The 21652-nt window shown below is 41.5% G+C and carries 22 protein-coding genes, 1 pseudogene and 1 riboswitch; of the genes and pseudogenes, 6 read left to right on the plus strand and 17 right to left on the minus strand.

Features of this window, described 5'->3' with window-relative positions:
• Positions 1-101: 101 nt before the first annotated feature.
• The 6 genes from RAH41_RS22035 to ribD all read right to left on the minus strand — a co-directional run bounded on the left by RAH41_RS22035 (position 102) and on the right by ribD (position 6767).
• On the minus strand, positions 102-1265 hold the full coding sequence (locus RAH41_RS22035; protein ID WP_331225416.1) for an acyl-CoA dehydrogenase family protein: 1164 nt from the start codon (positions 1263-1265) through the stop codon (positions 102-104).
• A gap of 479 nt (positions 1266-1744) precedes the next feature.
• Positions 1745-3043 carry an NCS2 family permease gene (locus RAH41_RS22040; RefSeq protein WP_331225417.1) on the minus strand — a complete coding sequence of 433 codons (1299 nt, stop codon included), beginning with the start codon at positions 3041-3043 and terminating at the stop codon, positions 1745-1747.
• 263 nt (positions 3044-3306) lie between these two features.
• Positions 3307-3783 carry a 6,7-dimethyl-8-ribityllumazine synthase gene (gene ribE, locus RAH41_RS22045; RefSeq protein WP_197208669.1) on the minus strand — a complete coding sequence of 159 codons (477 nt, stop codon included), beginning with the start codon at positions 3781-3783 and terminating at the stop codon, positions 3307-3309.
• Between the two features lie 14 nt (positions 3784-3797).
• Complete coding sequence (locus RAH41_RS22050; RefSeq protein WP_197213934.1) at positions 3798-4991, minus strand: bifunctional 3,4-dihydroxy-2-butanone-4-phosphate synthase/GTP cyclohydrolase II; 1194 nt, start codon at positions 4989-4991, stop codon at positions 3798-3800.
• 25 nt (positions 4992-5016) lie between these two features.
• Complete coding sequence (gene ribE, locus RAH41_RS22055; RefSeq protein ID WP_248348660.1) at positions 5017-5670, minus strand: riboflavin synthase; 654 nt, start codon at positions 5668-5670, stop codon at positions 5017-5019.
• The gene (gene ribD / locus RAH41_RS22060) at positions 5670-6767 is read right to left on the minus strand and encodes a bifunctional diaminohydroxyphosphoribosylaminopyrimidine deaminase/5-amino-6-(5-phosphoribosylamino)uracil reductase RibD (RefSeq protein WP_331225418.1); all 1098 of its coding nucleotides are present in this window, start codon (positions 6765-6767) and stop codon (positions 5670-5672) included. The genes ribE (RAH41_RS22055) and ribD overlap by 1 nt, the downstream gene beginning before the upstream one ends.
• 143 nt (positions 6768-6910) lie before the next feature.
• Positions 6911-7073: riboswitch (FMN riboswitch) on the minus strand.
• A 132-nt stretch (positions 7074-7205) separates the two neighbouring features.
• Between ribD and RAH41_RS22065 the strand changes: the two genes are divergently transcribed.
• Entirely contained in the window at positions 7206-8027 is an 822-nt protein-coding gene (locus RAH41_RS22065; RefSeq protein ID WP_331225419.1) for an EcsC family protein, read from the plus strand.
• Between the two features lie 18 nt (positions 8028-8045).
• On the opposite strand, the gene RAH41_RS22070 is transcribed toward RAH41_RS22065, so the two are convergent.
• The 9 genes and pseudogenes from RAH41_RS22070 to RAH41_RS22110 all read right to left on the minus strand — a co-directional run bounded on the left by RAH41_RS22070 (position 8046) and on the right by RAH41_RS22110 (position 15793).
• The gene (locus RAH41_RS22070) at positions 8046-8621 is read right to left on the minus strand and encodes a TlpA disulfide reductase family protein (protein ID WP_248348655.1); all 576 of its coding nucleotides are present in this window, start codon (positions 8619-8621) and stop codon (positions 8046-8048) included.
• Between the two features lie 88 nt (positions 8622-8709).
• Positions 8710-9495, minus strand: a complete 786-nt coding sequence (locus RAH41_RS22075) for a hypothetical protein (protein WP_248348653.1) — start codon at positions 9493-9495, stop codon at positions 8710-8712.
• 162 nt (positions 9496-9657) lie between these two features.
• The gene (locus RAH41_RS22080; protein ID WP_331225420.1) at positions 9658-10998 is read right to left on the minus strand and encodes a S8 family peptidase; all 1341 of its coding nucleotides are present in this window, start codon (positions 10996-10998) and stop codon (positions 9658-9660) included.
• 269 nt (positions 10999-11267) lie between these two features.
• Positions 11268-12112: pseudogene (locus RAH41_RS22085) on the minus strand (patatin-like phospholipase family protein).
• A 93-nt stretch (positions 12113-12205) separates the two neighbouring features.
• The gene (locus RAH41_RS22090) at positions 12206-12982 is read right to left on the minus strand and encodes an ABC transporter permease (protein ID WP_331225421.1); all 777 of its coding nucleotides are present in this window, start codon (positions 12980-12982) and stop codon (positions 12206-12208) included.
• A complete protein-coding gene (locus tag RAH41_RS22095; RefSeq protein ID WP_048011420.1) occupies positions 12979-13884 on the minus strand; it encodes an ABC transporter ATP-binding protein in 906 nt (301 codons plus the stop codon). The genes RAH41_RS22090 and RAH41_RS22095 overlap by 4 nt, the downstream gene beginning before the upstream one ends.
• A 2-nt stretch (positions 13885-13886) precedes the next feature.
• Positions 13887-14084 (minus strand): PLD nuclease N-terminal domain-containing protein, encoded by a 198-nt coding sequence (locus tag RAH41_RS22100; RefSeq protein ID WP_048011419.1) that lies wholly within the window; start codon positions 14082-14084, stop codon positions 13887-13889.
• A gap of 132 nt (positions 14085-14216) precedes the next feature.
• The gene (locus RAH41_RS22105; RefSeq protein WP_331225422.1) at positions 14217-15218 is read right to left on the minus strand and encodes a WYL domain-containing protein; all 1002 of its coding nucleotides are present in this window, start codon (positions 15216-15218) and stop codon (positions 14217-14219) included.
• A gap of 236 nt (positions 15219-15454) precedes the next feature.
• On the minus strand, positions 15455-15793 hold the full coding sequence (locus tag RAH41_RS22110; RefSeq protein WP_331225423.1) for a DUF4870 domain-containing protein: 339 nt from the start codon (positions 15791-15793) through the stop codon (positions 15455-15457).
• A gap of 226 nt (positions 15794-16019) precedes the next feature.
• Between RAH41_RS22110 and RAH41_RS22115 the strand changes: the two genes are divergently transcribed.
• The 4 genes from RAH41_RS22115 to RAH41_RS22130 all read left to right on the plus strand — a co-directional run bounded on the left by RAH41_RS22115 (position 16020) and on the right by RAH41_RS22130 (position 19542).
• Complete coding sequence (locus tag RAH41_RS22115; protein ID WP_331225429.1) at positions 16020-16799, plus strand: undecaprenyl-diphosphate phosphatase; 780 nt, start codon at positions 16020-16022, stop codon at positions 16797-16799.
• A gap of 23 nt (positions 16800-16822) precedes the next feature.
• Positions 16823-17407, plus strand: a complete 585-nt coding sequence (locus RAH41_RS22120) for a DedA family protein (RefSeq protein WP_331225424.1) — start codon at positions 16823-16825, stop codon at positions 17405-17407.
• A gap of 139 nt (positions 17408-17546) precedes the next feature.
• Positions 17547-18668, plus strand: coding sequence for an amidohydrolase (locus tag RAH41_RS22125; protein WP_331225425.1), 1122 nt, complete (start codon positions 17547-17549; stop codon positions 18666-18668).
• A 313-nt stretch (positions 18669-18981) separates the two neighbouring features.
• Positions 18982-19542 carry a GNAT family N-acetyltransferase gene (locus RAH41_RS22130; protein WP_331225426.1) on the plus strand — a complete coding sequence of 187 codons (561 nt, stop codon included), beginning with the start codon at positions 18982-18984 and terminating at the stop codon, positions 19540-19542.
• Positions 19543-19652: 110 nt separating this feature from the next.
• On the opposite strand, the gene RAH41_RS22135 is transcribed toward RAH41_RS22130, so the two are convergent.
• Positions 19653-19811: a hypothetical protein gene (locus RAH41_RS22135; RefSeq protein ID WP_197087758.1), complete on the minus strand. Its 159-nt coding sequence runs from the start codon at positions 19809-19811 to the stop codon at positions 19653-19655.
• Between the two features lie 209 nt (positions 19812-20020).
• Between RAH41_RS22135 and RAH41_RS22140 the strand changes: the two genes are divergently transcribed.
• Complete coding sequence (locus tag RAH41_RS22140) at positions 20021-21388, plus strand: MATE family efflux transporter (protein ID WP_331225427.1); 1368 nt, start codon at positions 20021-20023, stop codon at positions 21386-21388.
• A 35-nt stretch (positions 21389-21423) separates the two neighbouring features.
• Here RAH41_RS22140 and RAH41_RS22145 read toward each other — a convergent pair whose 3' ends face one another.
• Positions 21424-21558 (minus strand): hypothetical protein, encoded by a 135-nt coding sequence (locus RAH41_RS22145; protein ID WP_331225428.1) that lies wholly within the window; start codon positions 21556-21558, stop codon positions 21424-21426.
• Positions 21559-21652 lie beyond the last annotated feature (94 nt).

The following is a 21652-nucleotide window of genomic DNA, read 5'->3' on the forward strand; positions in this document are numbered from 1 at the left end:
CTGATTGGCTTATGACCTCGAGCCCCTAGGAGCCGCAGCTAGATTGGCAGTTTGACCCCACTTACCCTCCTTTGATTCCTCTGAATCTTGAAGTGGGGGTCTTACTGCCCGTTAGACTGCGATAAACCCATGTTTTTCGCAATAATCGTTTTCATGATTTCATTTGTGCCTGCATATATGCTGGCGACTGGTATATCTCTGAACCTCCTTGCAATCTCGTATTCTTCCATATAGCCATAGCCGCCATGAAGCTGCATGCATTCAGCTGCAATTTTACGGGCATTTTCTGTCAGCTTCCATTTTGCCATGGAGACCTTTGTAACTACATTTATTCCTGCCATATGCTCTATGATCAGTTGATTAAGGAATACCCTTCCCATTTCAATATCTGTTGCCATTTCGGCTATTTTAAATTGAGTGTTCTGAAATTGGCTGACCGGTTTTCCGAATGCCTCGCGATTCTTTACATAATTTATTGTTAAATTAATCATTTCCTCTGCAGCCACCTGGGCAGCAATTGCCACGACAAGCCTTTCCTGCTGCAGCTTTTCCATTAAATATAGAAAACCTTTTCCTTCTTCGCCGATCAGGTTTTCTTTCGGAACTCTGCAATCTTCAAAAATTAACTCTGCCGTATCCTGACAATGAAGACCGACCTTGTTTAATTTCCTCCCTCTTGAAAACCCCTCTGTTCCCCTCTCGACCGCAAGCAGGCTTACGCCTTTATGCCGTGGGACGGCATGGGGATCTGTTTTACAGGCTATGATGATTAAATCGGAATGAATTCCGTTGGTAATAAAGGTCTTTTCGCCATTCACTATGTAATGGTCCCCATCAAGCCTTGCTGTCGTTCTGATGCCTGCTAAGTCAGAGCCGGCTCCAGGTTCAGTCATGGCTATTGCCGTAATGATTTCACCCGCTGCACACTTTGGCAGCCACTTTTCCTTTTGTTCATCGGTTCCATAAGCAGTAATGTATGGGACGACGATATCATTGTGGAGCCCAATTCCCACCATGCCGGACCCAACCCGTTCAAGTTCTTCATTAATTATGACTGAGAAGCCCCAATCGACATTGCTTCCGCCATACTTTTCGTCTATATCAGGGCATAAAAAACCCTGCTCCCCCATCTTGCGCCAAAATTCACGGGGAATGATTCTGTCCTCTTCCCATTTTTCATAGTTCGGATAGGCTTCTTTTTCTAAGAACTTACGCAGAGATTCTCTAAAAATTTCATGCTCTTCCTGCAGGTATGACGCAGCCATAATATGAACCTCCGAAACTAAAATTTTTTTGGCATAATACAAAGTGATATCTACCACTTTTGTAAAGGCTTACAATTATATTGTACAATAATTATCTATATTTTTAGAACATTTAAAATCATTTTTTTAAATACATATATTTTTCGTAAAGGCTCTTTTTGTATAAATTGTTTTTTCACCTATTAATATTGTCCGTTGATTTCCGCTCCAGGATGCTCAGCGAACCGCGGGGCAGGCGGTGATCCTCCTCCACGCTTCGCGTCTGCGGGGTCTCACCTGTCCAGCTACTCCCGCAGGGCGTTGAATATGCTTCCTCGAGAAAACACCGCACGAAGAAAATGCGATAGCATTTTCGAGGATCTCGCACCTTCCGCTCCAATCAACTCAGCAAATATATATAAAGCAACAAACCTTGCGAATAAAAACTGCATTTCATAAAAAAAAGGATGCCCCAATATAAGGACATCCCATTATCTATTTTAACTAATCACATGAAAAACAAAGTTGAATAAAAACAAAGCAGCTATGACATATAAAGCAAATGAAACTTCCTTTGCTTTGCCTATCGAAATCTTTAAGATTGGATAAAGAATAAACCCAATGGCAATGCCGTCCGCAATACTGTAAGTGAACGGAATCATGGCAATGATAAAGATAGCAGGAAAGCTTTCGCTCATATCCTTTAAATCAAGATTGCGGATGTTTTGAAGCATCAGTCCGCCAATAATGATCAGAATAGGGGCAATCGCGCTGTTGGGGATCAACTTAATAACAGGAATAAAGAATGCGGATAGCACAAACAGCATCCCGGTTGTAACTGCTGTCAATCCTGTACGACCCCCGGCAGCCATACTTGCTGCACTTTCAACCGTTGCAACAGTCGGGCTTGTCCCAAAAATACCGGATAATAATGCTGAAACAGAATTTGCCTGAAAAGCACGCTTAAACTGTTCCGGCCTGTTAATAAAACCAACATGACCATGGACTAATCCGATATTTTCAAATACAAGAACCATTGTCAAAGAAAAAATGGCAATCCAAAAAGTGACGGAAAGCATGTTATCAAATGACATCGCTCCAAATACTTCCATATAATCAGAGAGTGCGAACGACTTTTCATCAGTCTTCTGCACATCTATCAGCCCAAAAGCCCATGCGATCAGTGTTCCTGCCACAACAGTAATTAAAAAGTTGCCAGGCACATTCCGCATGAATAAAATGATGGCCAGCAGGAACGTTAAGATGGTTGCAAGCACTTGAGGGTCTCCCAGCTCACCTAAAGCAATAATGGAGTTTGTCCCTTTTTCAACGATTCCGCCTTTTTCAAGTCCAATCAGCATCAGGAAAAGCCCCAGTCCCACTGTTATCGCTTCTTTAAGTGAATGTGGAATCGATTCGCTTAATGTCTGTGCAAATCGCGAAAAAGCCACGAAAACAAAGATCAGTCCGGATATGAACACTACAGCCAATGCTTCCTGCCAGGATAAGCCCATGGATTGGACCATAGTATAGGAGAATAAAGCATTGATTCCCATTCCAGGCACAAGGAGGATCGGTACATTTGCCCAAAACCCCATAATCAAACAGCCGACCACCGAGGTTATAATGGTTGCAAAAATAGCTGCTTCCAAAGGTATTCCTGCTTCAGAGAGAATAAGAGAGTTAACTGCGATAATATAAACAATCGTAAAAAAGCCGATTGCCCCAGCCATAACCTCCCTTTTAACAGTTGTTCCATTTGAATTCAGCTGAAAAAGCCGGTTAAACCACTTATTCATAAATACTACCTATCTATTCAATTAGCCCTCTCCCTACCCGCTCTCCCCGCACAAGTAAACACGGGTGAGCCACAAGCAGTATTTTAACAAAAAAAATTCATTCTGCCAATAGAAAGGTCAGACGTCTGTTCAGATATACCTAAAAAAACCGGCGGGAATTGTCCCGCCGATTTTGATAGAAACAGGTCAGCATAACTGCACCTGCATAATTATATGATCAAGTCGATCGTAGTAAGCGTTCCGTTTGAATAAAAAATGATACCTTATTCACCATCGGATAACTGTCTATACAAATTGCCCATTTCAATTGCTCCGACAGCTGCTTCCCATCCTTTGTTTCCAGCTTTAGTGCCGGCACGCTCAATAGCCTGTTCAATCGTGTCAGTTGTTAGAACTCCGAAGATAACAGGGACACCGCTTTGCAATGCTGTCGCTGAGACCCCTTTAGCCACTTCGCCGCTGACATAATCAAAATGCGGAGTTGCTCCGCGGATAACTGTGCCAAGTGTAATAACTGCATCAAATTTTCCGGACTGGGATAGCTTTTTAGCTGCAAGCGGGATTTCAAATGCTCCAGGAACCCATACTACTGTCACGTCTTCTTCACTCACTCCATGGCGCTTAAGTGCATCTTCCGCTCCACTTAAAAGCTTGCCCGTAATGAATTCATTAAAACGCGACACGACAATTGCCATTTTTAATCCTGTTCCTACTAAATGTCCTTCGATTACCTTTTTCATCTCAAATCGCTCCCTTAAAATTGTAATAAATGTCCAAGTTTCGTTTTCTTCGTTTTTAAGTAATTCTCATTTTCAGATTTGGCAGGCATTTGAAGAGGAACCCGTTCTGCTACCTCCAGCCCATAGCCGCCCAAACCTGCAATCTTGCGGGGATTATTGGTTAACAGGCGCATTTTTTTCACTCCCAGATCCCTTAGGATTTGTGCACCTACCCCATAGTCGCGAAGATCATCCTTAAACCCGAGCTTATGATTTGCCTCAACGGTATCATATCCCTCTTCCTGCAGCTTATAGGCTTTCAATTTATTAATCAGGCCGATGCCGCGTCCTTCCTGTCTCATGTATAAAAGAATTCCCCGGCCTTCTGCCTCAATCTGTGCCAATGCTGCTTCAAGCTGCGGTCCGCAGTCACAGCGGTTAGACCCGAATACATCTCCGGTCAGGCACTCTGAATGAACACGAAGCAATACGGGTTCATTTTCATCAATTTCTCCTTTTACAAGAGCAACATGGTCTTTTCCATCGACAGTGTTTGTATAGCCTACTGCTTTAAAATCTCCAAATTCTGTTGGAAGCTGAATCTCCACTTCCCTTTTTACAATGGAGTCATGTTTTAAGCGATACTCTATCAATTGCTGAATCGTAATCATTTTCAAATTGAACTTTTCCGCTACTATTTCAAGGTCATCCACACGCGCCATTGTTCCATCATCTTTCATGATTTCACAGATAACCCCGGCTGGTGCAGCACCGGCAAGGCGAGCAAGATCTACCGCAGCTTCTGTATGTCCTGCCCTTCTAAGGACTCCTCCTTTTTTCGCAACGAGCGGAAAAACATGTCCCGGACGGGAAAAGTCTGAAGGTTTAGCATCACTCTCGAGCATTTCCTTTATCGTGAAAGCACGCTCAAAGGCACTGATGCCTGTAGTGGTTTTCACATGGTCAATACTGACTGTGAAAGCTGTTCCATGGCTGTCAGTGTTCACCTCTACCATCGGATTCAGTTCCAGCTTTTCAGCCAGCTCCTCAGTGATAGGTGTACAGATCAGGCCTCTGCCTTCTTTGGCCATAAAGTTGATGGTGTCCGGTTTAGCATATTCCGCGATTGCCAGGAAATCTCCTTCATTTTCCCTGTCTTCATCATCACAGACAATGATGACTTTCCCCGCTTTTAAATCTTCCAATGCCTCATGTATTTCACTAAACATGGTTTATTGCCCCTCCTTTTGCTATTTATAAGAAGCCGTTTTCCTTAAGGAATCCTTCTGATATTCCTTCTTTAGGCGGTGTGGTCTCCTGCCGCCTGTTCATGAAGGAAAATAGATATTTGGCAAGCATATCGAATTCGAGATTAACAATGTCTCCAGCTGTTTTGAAGCCCAGTACCGTTTCACTCGCTGTATGTGGAATGATCGAGACGGTAACGGTATTGTCTTCATTGCCGAAAACAGTAAGGGAAATCCCATCTACTGCAATAGAGCCTTTCATGATAAGCAAATGGCTTAAGGCAGGCGGCACAGATATTTGTATATAAATAGCATTCTCACTCGCTGCCTTTTTGATGATTTGACCTGTACCATCCACATGCCCTGTCACAAAATGCCCGCCAAATCGGCCATTTGCAGACATTGCCCTCTCCAGATTGACTTTTGTTCGTTCTTTAATGGCAGAAAGCGAAGTGCTTTTGAATGTTTCGGGCATGACATCTGCTGAAAATTCATTTTTTGCAAATTCCGTAACTGTAAGACACACGCCATTAACCGAAATGCTGTCCCCCAATTGAACATCTGATAAAACTTTGGAGGCCTGAATCGTCAGTTTCATCGCCTTGCCTTGCTGAACTACTTTTTTTACTGTTCCAAGCTCCTCAATAATTCCTGTAAACATTATTGCGTGGCCTCCCTCAGCGGTTTTGCGGTAATTCTAAGGTCTCCGCCAATCCTTTTGATTTCTGTGAATTCCAGTACAGGGGAGTCTTTTACATAGTCGGCACCATCCCCGCCAATAAATGGAATCGCCTTATTGCCTCCAATAATTTTAGGAGCCATATAGAGGATCATCTGCTGAAAGAAACCTTCTTTAATAAATGAAGCATGGATCTCAGACCCGCCTTCAACAAATAAAGTCATGATGTTTCTTTCACCTAAGTTTTTTAATACTTCTTTAATCGGCACCTCATTTGCAGGAAAAGAAAAAACTTCTGCATTATACTTCCTTATTTCCTCTGCTTTTGTCGAATCTATTTCGCAGCCGGTAAAGATGATGGTCTTAACAGACTGATCTCGGATGACATTTGCGTCAGCCGGAATTCTGAGATTTGTATCTAAAACAATTCGAATGGGATTTTTTCCGCCTTGGGGCAGCCTGGCGGTTAAAAGGGGATTATCGTGAATGATCGTATTTACACCTGTAAGTATTGCGTCATGTTCATGCCGTAGACGGTGTACATCCTGCCTGGATTCTGGAGAGGTAATCCATTTGCTGTCACCGGTTTTTGCAGCTGTTTTCCCATCAAACGATGAAGCTGCTTTAATGGTTACGTATGGTGTCTTTGTTTTTATAAAATGGAAAAATGGTTCGTTTAGGGCATCTGCTTCCTTTTTCAACAGACCGGTCACCACTTCAATACCGGCATCCTGCATCCTTTCGATTCCTTTGCCTGAAACCAGAGGATTTGGATCGGCAGAAGCAATAAAAACCCTATTAATTCCTGAATTAATAATTAAGTCTGCGCATGGTGGAGTCCTGCCAAAATGGCTGCACGGTTCAAGAGTGACATAAATATCAGCCCCTTTAACCTCATCGCCAGCCGCAGCAATCGCATGGACTTCTGCATGGGGAGTTCCCGCCTTCAGGTGAGCACCCATCCCAAGAATTTCACCATTTTTAACAACAACCGCACCCACCTGCGGGTTAGGACTTGTTTGTCCTTTGGCTGCCGCTGCCAGACTGATGGCTAACTTCATATATTCCTGGTGGTTCAAATTATGTGAATCCTCCTTTCCTTACAATTTCTCCAATTTAAGTATGAAACGGCAAAACCCCGTACACCAGCTAGGTGAAACGGGGCAAAGACACATGACGAAATAAGCGTTTAAAAAAAGAAATTTTGAACGCGTTACTATACTCATTCCTTCTCCCATCCAGACTTTCACTGTCGGCTTTGGAATTTCACCAAATCCACCGCTATTATTAAGCACCTATCTCTGCTAATAAAACCGGGTCACGGACTAAGAGGGCGTACCCTCATCACCGCCGGTTGGGAATTTCACCCTGCCCCGAAGGAAATCCTATTCTATTATAAGAATCTTATCATGAATAGCCGGAATATACAAAGAGAATTGGTTGTGAAAGAATTGAAACTTTTGCTTTAAACAGCCGTATAGTTAAAATATAGAAGAAGGAATGAAAGGGCGATACTAATGATTGAACCGAAAGAACAGCTGATAAATGAATTAAAGAAATGCGAAGAATGGGAAAAAGACCAAGGTGATTTGTGGTTTTGGGAGAAGCTCGGGAGGCTTCCTTTCAAACTTATTGATAGATTCACACCGGAGTTCATACAAAAAAAGGTTGGAGTGATTCTTGATGAACTTGGCACGTATATTCAATCAGGAGGAAGATATTTAAGTTCAGCAGCAGCGTTAAAGAATTATTATCCTGGACAGAATATCCATACCTTGCAGGATGTAGAAGCCCTGCCCATAGTAAAGATGGATGAAGCCGCGGAAAAGCTAACCTCAAACAGAAAAAGAACCGCTGCATTGCAGGGTGCGGGAACTGGAGTCGGAGGGATTTTCACCCTGACCATTGATATCCCTCTTCTCCTCGGCATTCAATTAAAAACACTGCAGGATATTGCGATTTGCTATGGCTTCGATCCCGCAGATAAAAATGAAAGAATGTTCATAGTCAAAATCCTTCAATTTGTTTCCAGTGATATTGTTGGAAAAAAAGCTATTCTGCAGCAGCTTACCATGTTTGGCGCTAAAGAAGAAGGACCAAAAAGGGAAGTCGTTTCTGAGCTTCAAGGCTGGAGAGAGGTTGTGTTTTCGTACAGGGACCAAATAGGCTGGAAAAAACTTTTCCAAATGATCCCTATTGCCGGATTGCTTTTTGGGGCATTCATAAATCGCTCTGCCGTTAATGATATTGCAGAAGCCGGCATAATGCTATACAGAAAAAGGGTAATCGTTAATCGCCTTCACCAGGATATGATTGCAGATATAAAGCCGGGGAGCTAATATGGCTCTCCGGTTTGTTTATGGAAGCTTTTTGATTTCCTTCTCCATATATTCTTCATTTAAGGCTCCCAAAACTTTTTCTCTAATAACTCCATCAGAGTCAATAAAATAGCTTGTAGGATAAGCCATAATATTATAATCCGCACCAACAGCGCCCTTTACATCCATAGGGATTGTAAAAGTCAGACCCAGCTCTTTCACGAACTTCTCAGCGTCTCCGTTATTCTTTTCAGTGTTTGTTAGATTTACGGCAAGAATATCGAATTTTTTATCTTTGTACTTTTTATAAAGCTTCTCCATATGCGGCATTTCCGCGCGGCATGGAGGACACCAGCTTGCCCAAAAATTCAGAAGCACAGCTTTGCCCCTGTAGTCACTGAGTTTCACCGGATTTCCTTCCATATCTGTCAGTTCAAAATCTGGAGCAATGCTGCCTTTCTCCAAACCAATAGGCAAATCCTCAGGATCTTCAATTTTATCGTATTTTTGCATTTGTCCAGCTTGCTCTACTACTCCCTTTTCCTTAAGAATGGTCTTGTCAACAATGAACAGCAAAAGGACAATAACTGCAGCTGCCAGTAAAAACTTTTTCATTCCAACACCTCTATACTGATTTCCCTATACTTAAACTGAATTTATCATACTATATGGGGAATCCAGAATCTATAAATGTGCACATGTTTTAATGATTGCGATAAAGAAACAGAGCCGCAAAAATTGCATAAATTCTGCGCTTTTCTTTTGCATCCAGACTAATATTAAAGGAAAGGACAGGTGTGTTTGGATCCTTAAAGCGCTTCCCCCACTCAAATGGCATCCACCCTTTGCGAAAACGGGCAATTCTATTCGATTGATCATCTAGTACCTGCAGATCTGTGTGTAAAAAGGTTTTAGGAACGGCATACTGCATATCTCCATTCTGAAACAGCAGAGTGCTTCCTTCCTTTTTAAATTCGATTATTTCCCTGCAGTGGCAACCTGAAGACAAGACTTCGATTCCCTTTCTACGGATGATGATTGATGCCTCAAGATTATCAGTATAGTCATAAATTCCCAGCCTTTTTGGAATGAATCGGTCGATAAAATAAGGCAGGAACCAGCGAAGCTTCCGCATTTTCATATCTCTTATTTCACCTATCACCCTTCCTTCGGGATCAAAAATAACCATTCTTAGAGAAGGGGCCGGCAGAAAAGCGATCAGCACTTTTGACTGCTGCAAAAAAGGCAGAGGGGCTTGTCTAATAGAATAAAAGTTACTTGCCGCTGCCTCGGCTGCCCTTTGTTTATTCAGAAGATACATTTGATGACACAAAAAGCTATAAATAATAAAAGGGAACAAGATAATAATGAAATTCCCTGGAAATTTGTTAAAGAATATCAATAGGAAGAAAAATGGCGGCATAAGTGCAGTTAGGCTTGCATTCAAAGAGATGTCAGCTGTTTTCAGGTAATAGTGCTGGATATTCATCAGTAAGTCTCCCCTGCTATTTTTATTCTCTCTATATTCTATTAATCAGGTACAATAAAAATGAATTTTAAGAGGATTTTATTAGCGGAGCTCTTTTGATTTTGCAAAATTCACTTATAAAAATAAGCTGACGGAAAATTTCCGCCAGCCTGATTAATAGGATTATTTTAGCGCATTAACTGCATTTATTAGCCCGTGGCCAGATTGCTCGTCATACCCAGGCTTAAAGATGTCTTCTGATGAAGTTTGAATGATATGCTTAACTTGTGCGGGAGAGATGTTGTCTTTACCATGTTTTGCAATGATCACACCTGCAAGTGCCGCTACTTTCGGAGCAGCCATTGAAGTTCCTCCCTTATAGCCATAGCCTCCGCCAGGGATTGTTGCTAATGCTAAGTAAGTATTATCCCTGCCCGCTCCAGTATTTGGATCATAGTTTGGTCCCAAGTCTCCACCTGGAGCCATAACATCAATTTTGCCGACACCATAATTGGAATAGAAAGCAAGATTCTTTAAAGCTCCTCCAGCAGACACCCGAATCATCAGTTGACTGCTTGGACTTCTGTGTGTGGCACCATTATCTGAACCGGAAAGCTGCCCCGGACTTTTTAAATCAACTGCATTATTGCCTGCTGAACCAACTACAGTAACACCTTTTTGAATAGCATATTTGATGGCTCTGTTAAACATTTGCACGTCCGCTACAGTATCCTTTGTTGCATACTCAGGATTCTGGAACCAGTCATATCCGCCAAGAGACATATTAACAACATCAACATTATCATCAGCAGCGGTCATTAAAGCTTCGGCAATATGGGAAGTAGCTGCTCCGCCTTCAGGACCAAATACACGGTAAGCCGCTACCTTCAAGTCTGGTCCAACCCCCATCGTTCTTCCTTTTGCTGCAATAGATCCCGCAACATGTGTTCCATGGCTGTTTTCATCCATTGGATCTGGATAACCGGGGACAAATGATTTACCATATGCGTAATTTTCCTTTAGATCCGGGTGATTATAGTCGATACCTGTATCGATTACCCCAACAACAATATCTTTGCCATCAGCGGCCTTTCCAGTTCCTCCTGGAAGATTCCACGATGCCCCATCATTTGTTACTTGTTTGATGTCCCATTGCAGACTGTTATATAAATCCGCACCATCTAATGGAAGATCTGCTTCCTCTGCAGGAGCTTCGGGATAAATGAGATTTTCAGTGCCGGCAGCCGATACAAGGGAAGACTTTCTGATTTCATTTAGAAAGTTAGGATTAGCTGAAGAAACTTCAACAGCTCCTAATTTGTTCAGCTTATTCTCTACTTGTCCTCCAGCCTTTTTCACTAAATCTGCATACCCTGCAGGAAGCTTTGATTCATCTTTAAAAACGACTAAATAGTTTTTTTCAGCCGTTTGGGCTTGTCCAACACCGGCAGAACCCGCAAAAACAGCTGAGGCACATAATGCCAAACTTAATGCACCCGTTACGATGCCCTTCTTCATATTCATTTTGTATATTGACCCCCTTATATTTTCTAATTTTCATTATATTCGAAATAAATACGCCGGCAATCTTTGTTATTCGACATACCCCTCTGTCCCAAGAACAAAATCCGCAACTAAAAACTCATATTTTTTACATTAAAATCCATAGATTTAAACAGACACAGGTATATAAGCCTTATTTTCAACAAAAAATTTTTTTCATTCCAATCCTTAATGTCGAAAAGATAAGAGTTTTATCCTAATAAAAATAAACCGCATCCTGATAGATACGGTTAAAATTGATTGATTCTTTCAAGTGATTTTCTGGCATCATCATATCCTTGGAGATATAACTTTTCCAATTTTTGAGGATTCCGTTCCATCCGTCCCACTGTTAATGGCTCCTGCGGCTGGACGACAAGGACTGTCCCCTTCTTTTCTTCCTGCTCTACATAGCGAAGGGTCTCGTTATAGGTCAGGTACCGTTCTGCCAGTGCTTTTTGCAGCCCGGTATAATGCGGGTATTTCCTTTTTACCATAAAAGCAAATTTAGATGGCTTTTTGGAATAGCCCTGTTTCTTGTCAGGATTACAATATTTTTTTTGTACCCATCCTGCTGTGCTTTTTTGATTGGTATAGGATCGCTGATTCCTCCATCAAGGAGGACCCTTTTATTAAAATCGACCTCAGGTGAAATAAAAGGCAGGGAACTGGATGCTTTTAAAACTTTCAGCACATCTTTCCCATAGTCTTTTCTATTGAAATAAACAGGCTTTCCTGTATGGCAATCTGTTGTTCCAATTACAAATTCAGACTGGTTTTTATAAAACTCTTCGAAGTGATATGGGACCAGCTTATTCGGTATTTCATCAAAAATAAAATCCATTCCGAAAAACTGACGCGATTTAAAGAAATTGCGCCATGAGATATATCGCGGATCTGTTACATAATCCACGTTTACAATTCTGTTTCTGCCCTTTTGTTTGGACAAATAAGAAGCGGCATTGCATGCCCCTGCAGAAACACCAATAACATAAGGAAAGCTGAGGTCCTGTTCAAGAAAATATTCGAGAACACCGGCTGTATACACTCCACGCATTCCTCCGCCTTCAAGCACCAGGCCCGTTTCACTGATCACCTTTCATCTTCCTTTCTATCTTTTAAAGCTATACTACCAAAATAGCACCCTCCGATATACAAATATGCCCAAAAGGAAGAAACTTGCATGAAATCAGGCAAGTTCCCTCCGTTTAAAAATCGCAATGGATGCAAGTATGGAAAGCGTAATGGCAATCACAGAAACAATAATACTCGGCAATAATTCATCAGGGAAGTTACCGCCCATGATAAAAGTATTTGTATAAGCAGACAGAAGGGCCGGACTCCACTCCAGCAGATGAGAAAGAGAACTGCTCAAAAGGCTTAATATAACTATGATGCCCATACTGATAAATCCAATCGCACCAGGAGATTTTATAAAAGTATTGAACAGTATGACTACAGTTACTATAAGGGTAAGCCAGATACCATAAACAAACAAGGATTGGAGAAAATCCGAAAAAGGAATAAATTCAAACAATATGCCTACATAGTACCAGGAGAGGAAGTAACCTAAAAAATATGAGAACCATATGAGAATCATAGAACCCGCCCACTTTGAAGTTACAAACCGAGCGTATGAAACAGGCTTCACCAGTATAAGACCCGCCACACCGCTTTTCCTTTCCCCAGCAATAGTCCCCATTGTAATTAATATAATAATAAGCACACCAAACGTATTGAACTGGCTAAGACTTGCAGCGAGTGCTTCACCTGCAGAAGGAACAGGAAACTCGATGACTGCCCCTTCCGGAAGACCGCCTAAAGAATCAATAATCTGAGGCATATAATATAATGTCAGCGGCTCTTTTACAGCTATCAAAATAAAAGTAAGAGGCACCCAGATCCATTTGTAATTTCTGGCCATTTCAAGCATTTCTTTTTTAAATAAAGTTAACCATTGGTTCATTTTCGCACCACCTTCATGAAGACATCCTCCAGGCTTGTTCTGCTGATTTCAAACTTAACCAGCGGCAAGTTCCGTTTCATAATCTCAGTTAAAAATAGTTTTCTGGCATATTCTATATCCTCAACCAAAAAACTCGCACACTCTCCATCCAATTTCATTGAAGAAACAGGCTGAAGCAGAGATAATTCTTCGGCAAATTGCGGAGTATTCTGCTTAAAAGCTAAGTCAATCTTTGCCTGCTGATGTTTAGCTCTCAGGTCTGCCATTGTTCCAGACTCAACCAGTTCACCATTATGGAGAAATAGTATTTCATCACAGATTTCTTCGGCATCATTTAAGATATGTGTTGAAAACAGGATGGCAGTTTCATTTTTCAGCTTATCCATCATTTCCAGCACTTCTCTGCGTCCAAAGGGATCAAGGGCAGAAACTGGTTCATCAAGCATGACGAGCTTCGGACGATGGATTATAGCCTGAGCGATGCCAAGCCGCTGCTTCATACCTCCAGAGTATTTTCCAATCCGGCGGTTTTTAGCTTCGGATATACCAGTAAGTTCAAGAAGCTCCGCTGCTCTGTCTTTTGCTTCTGCTTTGGGAAGGCCTGCAAGCTGCCCTGCGTATTCAAGAAATTCCCTGCCTGTCATCCATTCATAAAAAACAGGAAATTGAGGAAGATAGCCTATTAATCTTCGGAAATCCGCTTTTTCTCCCCCTTCATACACGATTGTACCGGAATCTGGCTTCACCAGGCCGGCAAGCATCTTAAGTGTAGTTGTTTTTCCTGCTCCATTTGCTCCCAGCAATGCAATACATTTTCCTTCAGATAATTGAAAATCCAGACCTTTTATGACCTCTTGTTCCTTAAACCGCTTTTTAAGATTTGTTATGCTTACAACCGGCATATTCAGCTTCTCCTTCCGAAAATAAAGTAAATGATTGGCCCTAGCAGATTAATAAATAAAATGACGAGAGCCCATACCCATTTCGGACCATTTGCTTTTTCTATTTTTACGAGATCAATAATGGCTACAGCCATTAATATTAGCTGAATGATGACAATAGGTGCAAGAATCGCCCAGTTAATGCTTTCTAAAATTTCCATTTCGATGTCCTCCCTTTTTGTACTGTCATTCATATGACGTTTAAGTACAAAAATCGTTCAAAGGGATTTCAACTATTTTTCTAATGAAAAGACACCCCAATATTGGAGTGTCTATAAGTTTAATTGCTAAGGTTAATCCATTTCTTTTTCATACACAGCCATCATATTTTTAATTTCGTTTGTTACCTGATCAATAAGTGAGGATGGTGAAAGCACTTTGGCCTGGTTACCCCAGTTGAGGAGCCATTTGACAAGTCCATCACTCACAATAGCTTTTGCTGATAGAACGAAATGGTTCTCATCCAGTTTTCTTATGTCTGCATCCCGTCCAAATTTATCAATTATCACGTTGATCAAATCGTTGTGAAATTGGATTTTTATCCACTCTTCAGATCCGGCATACATATGAAAGGTTGAACTCACATACTTGGATACATCAAAGGGTTCATATGCGAATTGTTCTTCCGTTATGTTAACATTGCGGAGACGGTCAATCCGATAATGGCGGATTTCTTCTTTGGCAAAATAGTAGGCTATTAAATAATAAAAGTCATTTACCCATGTAAGCGCCAGCGGCTTGACCCTGTATTGCCCTCCATTGTGGCTTAATACAAATTCCTTGTTGAGATTATATCTTCCATATTGAAATGTGACGATTCTCCGCTCGAAAATGGCTTCATGCAAATCATTGATAGCCAGCCGAACCAGTTTACTTTCACTTTTCACAGAGGAATCGATTAAAATTTCATTATGCAGCTTTTTGGCATGATGAATGCTTGTCAGCTTTTTAATTTTCCGTATCAGCTGTTTAGTCTCATTTTTGGTGATGAAGCGTGCAGAAGCAACAGCATCAATCAGCATGCGCAATTCATAAAGCTCGAATAAACGGTATTGATGGCTGTAGAACTTCGGCATTCCCTCTTTTTCCTGGTTAATGGTAATATCAAATTTTGCTTCAATCAGATGTTCAATATCGTCTCTCAATGAATTTTTGTTTAATTTCACATCCGGTCCATATTCCTTTTTAAAGCATTCAGTTATATCGTCCAGTGTATATTCATTTTCTTCATCGGTCTGCTCTCTTAAAATTTCCATAAGCATGAGCATCCTTTGTTTGTTATCGAGCCTATTCATTACTTCACCCCATGTACTTTATAACTAAAAGCTCTGCAGAGTTAATTATCCATTAGGTTAATTATCCATTAAAAAAAGCCCAGTCGCAACGGCCCTGGACTCTGTTCTTGGCATCCAGCTCCAGCGCCTACCCCCTCGAGGTCACAAGCCAATCCGCCCAGAAAGGTAAAGGACACCTTTCCGAACGGCTCGGCTTGCGCTTGTCGGGGGTGAGCAAGGCGCTTCCGCTTTCGTCATTACTTTAAAATCCTGAAAACTAAAGGTATTCTGTATTCCTTGCCTTCATATGCTTTGACAGCAGCTACTATTGTAAAGATAAAAGCAAGGATTCCCACGATCCAAATCGTAAGGACCCCAATTAATATAATCATTAGCACTACGCTGATTGCGCTGTAGATCGAATAGGAAATTAAAAAATTTAAATATTCCTTTCCATGGTAATCTACAAACTCCGAGTCATTCTTTTTCAATAGCCAAATGATCAGCGGTCCGACAAAAGCGGTAAAAAAGCTGGTAACATAGATTGCTGCTGCTATAAGCCGGTCATCATTGGAAGGCATTTTATAATCATTCATCCTGTTTCCTCCTAAGTCAACCTCAAATATAAATGATGTTTCTTTTATATTATTTACGATATTCACTGTAAAAGGTTTCATGTATTTTTATATTTTTTTATATCCCCTCTGCAGCCTTAATTTCCTGTTCTCTATTGGGACAACTTGAATACACATGTTAAAGACAGGCATTGCGCATATACCTTTGCCTATTCTTATACCTGCCTAGGAAGGTGATATACAGATGATGTCAAAGCTGGAGGCTTTCATTCTGGGAATCATCCAGGGACTTACCGAGTTCCTGCCTATTTCCAGTACTGGACATTTATATTTGGGGAGACATCTATTTGGCCTTGATGAAGCAGGCCTCTTCCTTGATACAATGCTGCACATAGGAACTTTACTGGCAGTCCTTGTCGTATACAAAAATGAATTGCTTCAAATTATTAAGAAGCCCTTCGGCAAGTTATCGATGCTTCTGATAGTCGGGACGATTCCAGCCGTAATTGTGGGACTCCTGCTGAGTGACATGTTCGATTCAATTTCGAAATCCGGTGTTACAATCGGCTGGGAATTTCTATTTACAGGGTTTATACTCTGGATTGCTGATGGTGTTAAGAAAGGAGCAAAAAAAATGGACAGCATCACGTACGGAGATGCCTTGTTTATCGGCTCCTTTCAGGCTGCTGCCATTTTTCCGGCAGTCTCAAGGTCCGGCTTAACCATTGCAGCAGGCCTCTTCAGGAAGCTTGACAGGGAAACAGCTGCCTATTTTTCATTTCTGTTATCCATTCCTGCCATCGCTGGCGGCATTGTCATGCAGTTTGGCGAATTAATGGCCGGTCACACAGAAGCCATAACCCTTGGCAGCATGTTAATGGCAACATTGTCATCAGCGATTTTCGGTTATGCGGCAGTCGTATGGATGATTAATTTTCTAAAACGAAAATCCTTGAAGATATTTGCTGTATACGTTTGGATATTAGGGTTCATCATTATATTCCTTCAAATGACCGGGACTTTTTAATTTTCAGATGGGGAGGTATCAGAATGGAAGAGATAATTGCCGGCATTTTTGAATTACTTTCCCAGCTGGGTTATGTCGGCATTGCACTTGGGTTAATGGTTGAAGTGATCCCAAGCGAAATTGTCCTGAGCTATGGCGGCTTTTTAGTCAGCACCGGAAATATCCATTTTATAGGAGCCCTCCTTGCAGGGATTGCAGGCGGAACACTTGCCCAGCTGTTTCTTTACTGGCTGGGCGCATATGGAGGAAGGCCTGTTCTTGACAAATATGGAAAATATCTTCTAATTCAAAAAAAGCATTTGGATGCATCAGAGAAATGGTTCGAAAAGTATGGGACTGGAGTAATTTTTACGGCCAGATTTATACCTGTAATACGGCATGCCATTTCAATCCCAGCCGGAATAGCCAAGATGCCTTTATCGGTCTTTACTGTTTACACACTGGCAGCTATGGTGCCTTGGACGGTTCTCTTTCTATTATTGGGGATGGAGCTTGGTGATCACTGGAGAGACATCAAAGAATATGCAAAACCATTTATCTTGCCGATCATAGTTATTGCTTTGGTCTCCGGCGCTATTTATTTGTTTTATATGAAGAGGAAAAGTTAACATAGCAAATTTACCAAAAGTGTAGAATTCCAATTTTACACTTTTTTTATTTGAGCTAGTGATGTTGAGAAAATTCTTCACACTTTCTAATCATTTTTGTAAAATAAAGCAAATACTTAGGATCAAAGGACGATAAAAGATGAAAATATTATTAAAAAATGCAGTCATATATCCTGTGACTTCCCCCACCTTCCATGGGGATGTAATAGTAGAAAACGGAAAAATACTAAAGATGGGCAAGAACTTAAAGTCTGATTCAAATGTAAAAATTATAGACTGCCATTTCCACCACCTGCTTCCGGGCTTCATAGATGTCCATACTCATCTGGGGCTTTATGATGAAGGCACCGGATGGGCAGGCAATGATGCCAACGAAACAATTGAACCCTTAAGCCCGCATATTAGAGCGATGGATGGTGTATACCCTCTTGATCCCGCCTTTTCTGATGCAGTGAAATATGGCATAACAACTGCACACATCATGCCGGGAAGCGCCAATGTAATTGGAGGAACAACCTCTGTTATTAAGACATCCGGGAAAAACATCAGCAAGATGATTATCCAGGAAACAGCCGGCCTTAAAATCGCCCTTGGAGAAAATCCAAAACGGATTCATAGTCATGGCAACAAGGATTCCATAACAAGAATGGGGATTATGGGAATGCTGAGGGAAGCTTTTTATGAGGCTTTACAGTGCGATAATCCCGACTCTCTAAGATTTGCACCGCTTGTCAGGGCGCTCAAAAGAGAAATTCCCGTCAGAATACATGCACACAGGGCAGATGATATTATTTCTGCCATCCGCTTTGCAGAGGAATTCAATCTCGATCTTCGAATCGAACATTGCACAGAAGGCCATCTAATTGCAGACGAATTGGAAGGCTTAAATTTAAAGGTATCAGTGGGGCCTACTCTAACAAGAAGATCGAAAGTGGAACTGAAAAATAAAACCTGGAAAACGTATCAGCAGCTGACAGAGCATGGAGTGGAAGTCTCCATCACTACAGATCATCCATACACACCTGTGCAATATTTGAATATGTGTGCAGCTATTGCAGTCCGGGAAGGCCTTTCCGAGCAAAAAGCCTTAGAAGGAATCACCATTTTACCGGCAAGAAACCTCAGAATCGATCATCAGCTTGGAAGCATCGAGGAAGGAAAAGATGCTGATTTAGTTCTATGGAATCATCATCCATTTCACTTTCTTTCCAAGCCAAAATGGACAATGATAGGGGGAGATTTTGTGTTTAGAGAGTCTTAGAACGGTGTCGAATATTGCTGGTGATATTTGACATAAAATCGCAAAAAAAATAATCAAAAAACCTATTTCCTTTTTGAAATTTTTTTAGTATTATACCTAAAGTGAAGTGTAATTTTGCTTCCTACATGACAGACAATCAAATATCGGAAACGATAGTAATAGGGAAGGCAAATGGTGCGCCACCAGTTATCTGGTTCTAGTGGGTTCGATTCCCACCCCGAAATTTTTTAGCAGCATAATAAAAAATTTCGAGGGTGGACCGAAGGCTCTATTTGGCATGGAGTAGGACTGCCCTCAATTGGAGGGATAACCTATGCTCAAGAAACGTGATCTTCACGACTGCCATGATTTATTTGATTTAATGACGCACCCTGATGTCTTCCCTTTTGTTCGCCAAAAAGCCAATTGTTATGATGAGTTTATATTTATTACAAAGCAGACAATCGAATCCGAAGAGCGCGGTGAATTGATTTCACGCACAATTCTTGATGAATGGGGCGCTCCGATTGGGACGATTAATTTGTATGACATCCAGGACAATGCCGGCTTTCTCGGCACATGGCTTGGCAAACCTTATCATGGCAAGGGGTATAACAAATTAGCAAAAGATGCTTTCTTTGAAGAGCTCTTTTTTGAAACAGGCATTGAAACCATTTTTATGAGGATCCGCAAGGAAAATATCCGCTCGCAAAAAGCTGCAGAAAAGCTTCCTTATGTCATTCTTGCAAATGAAACGAGAAAGTCTGTATATGATCAGCTGAATGCAAATGGTGATATTTACAATCTATTTGAGATTCCAAAAGATTTATATACTCTTCATGTAATGCGTCATGGAGCAGCAGTCCAAGAATCGTCCCAATTATTGGAGGCTTAAAGAAAAGCGGAAGCGCCTTGCCCACCCGCGACACCTCGAGGGGAGGGCTAGACAGCTCTCGAAGTACAAAAACGCTAAGCACTTGCATAGAGCAAGTGCTTTTTATTCTTTCAATTAATAATATTGGTTTCTGATTCATCTGTTTTTTCTCTTATTCCATAATGGGACAGCAATTCATCCAGCTCTTCATTGGTAAGAGTCTCAAAACGCCCGTCCACAAATGAAACTTGTGTCTGATTGGGATTAATCCTATTTATATTGAAGCTCATCTTTCTGCCTCCCTCAAGCTATTTTTTGGAAATGGCTGTTTACTATTTATACTCGCCGATTGAAGGATTTTTATTCCCGTTATGCAAAAGTTCACATAATTGAAACACTTATCAGCAAACTACTATACTGAATAAAAGACCTGCTTGGGGCCGGCTTCTCTTTAGTATGATATAATTCTCTAGTCACATTATAGAAAGAGGAAAGACTCATGGATCAGACATACAGCAAAAAACAAAAACTGCATCAGCTGCTGGTTATTTTAGTTCCAATACTAATAACCCAGCTGGCGATGTACTCTATGACATTTATTGATACTTTAATGACCGGCCGCTATGATTCACAGGACCTGGCAGGTGTAGCGATTGGATCTTCTCTATGGGTTCCTGTATTCACCGGGCTCAGCGGAATACTCCTAGCTGTTACCCCGATTGTGTCCCACCTCGTGGGAGCAGGGGAACAGCGTGAGGAAGTCGCTTTTTCTGTTATTCAGGGTGTTTATCTGTCCATCATTATGGCCGTCATTGTTTTTGGAGGAGGAGCACTTTCCTTAAATCCAATCTTAAGTGGAATGAATCTTGAGAACAGGGTCGAGGATACAGCTTTCAACTACCTTGCAGCCTTAAGCACAGGATTGATTCCCCTGTTTGTCTACAATGTATTAAGGTCGTTTATTGATGCTCTTGGAAAGACCAGAGTCAGTATGATCATTACTCTTCTAACACTGCCAATCAATGCTTTTTTTAATTATATACTTATATATGGCAAATTGGGTTTTCCGGAACTCGGCGGAGCAGGTGCAGGCTATGCTTCATCTATTACTTACTGGCTGATCATGGTTATTTCGATTATTATTATTCATAAAAATTACCCGTTCTCGAACTATGGAATTTTCAGAAGAATGCATGCTGTTTCTATCGGCAAATGGAAAGAAATCCTTCTTATCGGAATCCCAATCGGCTTATCGATTTTTTTCGAAACCAGTATCTTTTCAGCAGTTACTTTATTAATTAGCACATTTGAAACAGCCGTAATCGCAGCTCATCAGATTGCCCTCAATTTCGCATCACTTCTTTATATGATCCCCCTAAGCATTTCAATGGCATTAACAATCGTTGTGGGCTTTGAAGCGGGGGCTAAGAGATTCAGGGATGCTAAAGAGTACAGCTGGATCGGTGTCGGTATTGCTGTATTTATGGCATTAATTTGTGCAGCTGTTCTTTTGGCTTTCCCAAAAGAAGTGGCATCGATTTATACAAAAGACGACCATGTATTACAATTAACAGCCGCTTTTTTAATTTATGCCATGTTCTTTCAGCTTTCAGATGCCATTCAGGCACCCGTCCAGGGAGCGCTGCGGGGATATAAGGACGTGAATGTCACCTTCATTATGTCGCTTATTTCTTATTGGATCATCGGGCTGCCGTTTGGCTATTACCTGGCCAATCATACGGATTGGGGAGCCTATGGTTATTGGATCGGTTTAATTACAGGACTTGCAGCTGGCGCCATTACTTTAACAAGCCGGCTGATCTATCTGCAAAACAGAAAATACCCTGCATATATGGAAGCGAAGTAAATATAAAGTGAAACTTCAATCAGTGGGGGTTTTCCTTATCCCCCACTGATTGTTAGTCGCGTTCTAGTGTCGCTAAGATCTCCGCTAGAGCTTCGATCAATCGACACTACGAACCCGATTGGTTCAACTAAGCCTCTGCCTGCGCGTCGGCAAGTTTCACTGTATCTCACCAATCGGGCCTTTACATTATAAAGCGAGGCGACTTGCCTTGGGGTGACAAGCATAAGACGAGCAGATGGTGGGGAGTGCTTTTCTTCCCATCAG

It is taken from the genome of Gottfriedia acidiceleris, assembly GCF_036421055.1.
In the GTDB taxonomy this organism is placed as follows: domain Bacteria; phylum Bacillota; class Bacilli; order Bacillales; family Bacillaceae_G; genus Gottfriedia; species Gottfriedia acidiceleris_C.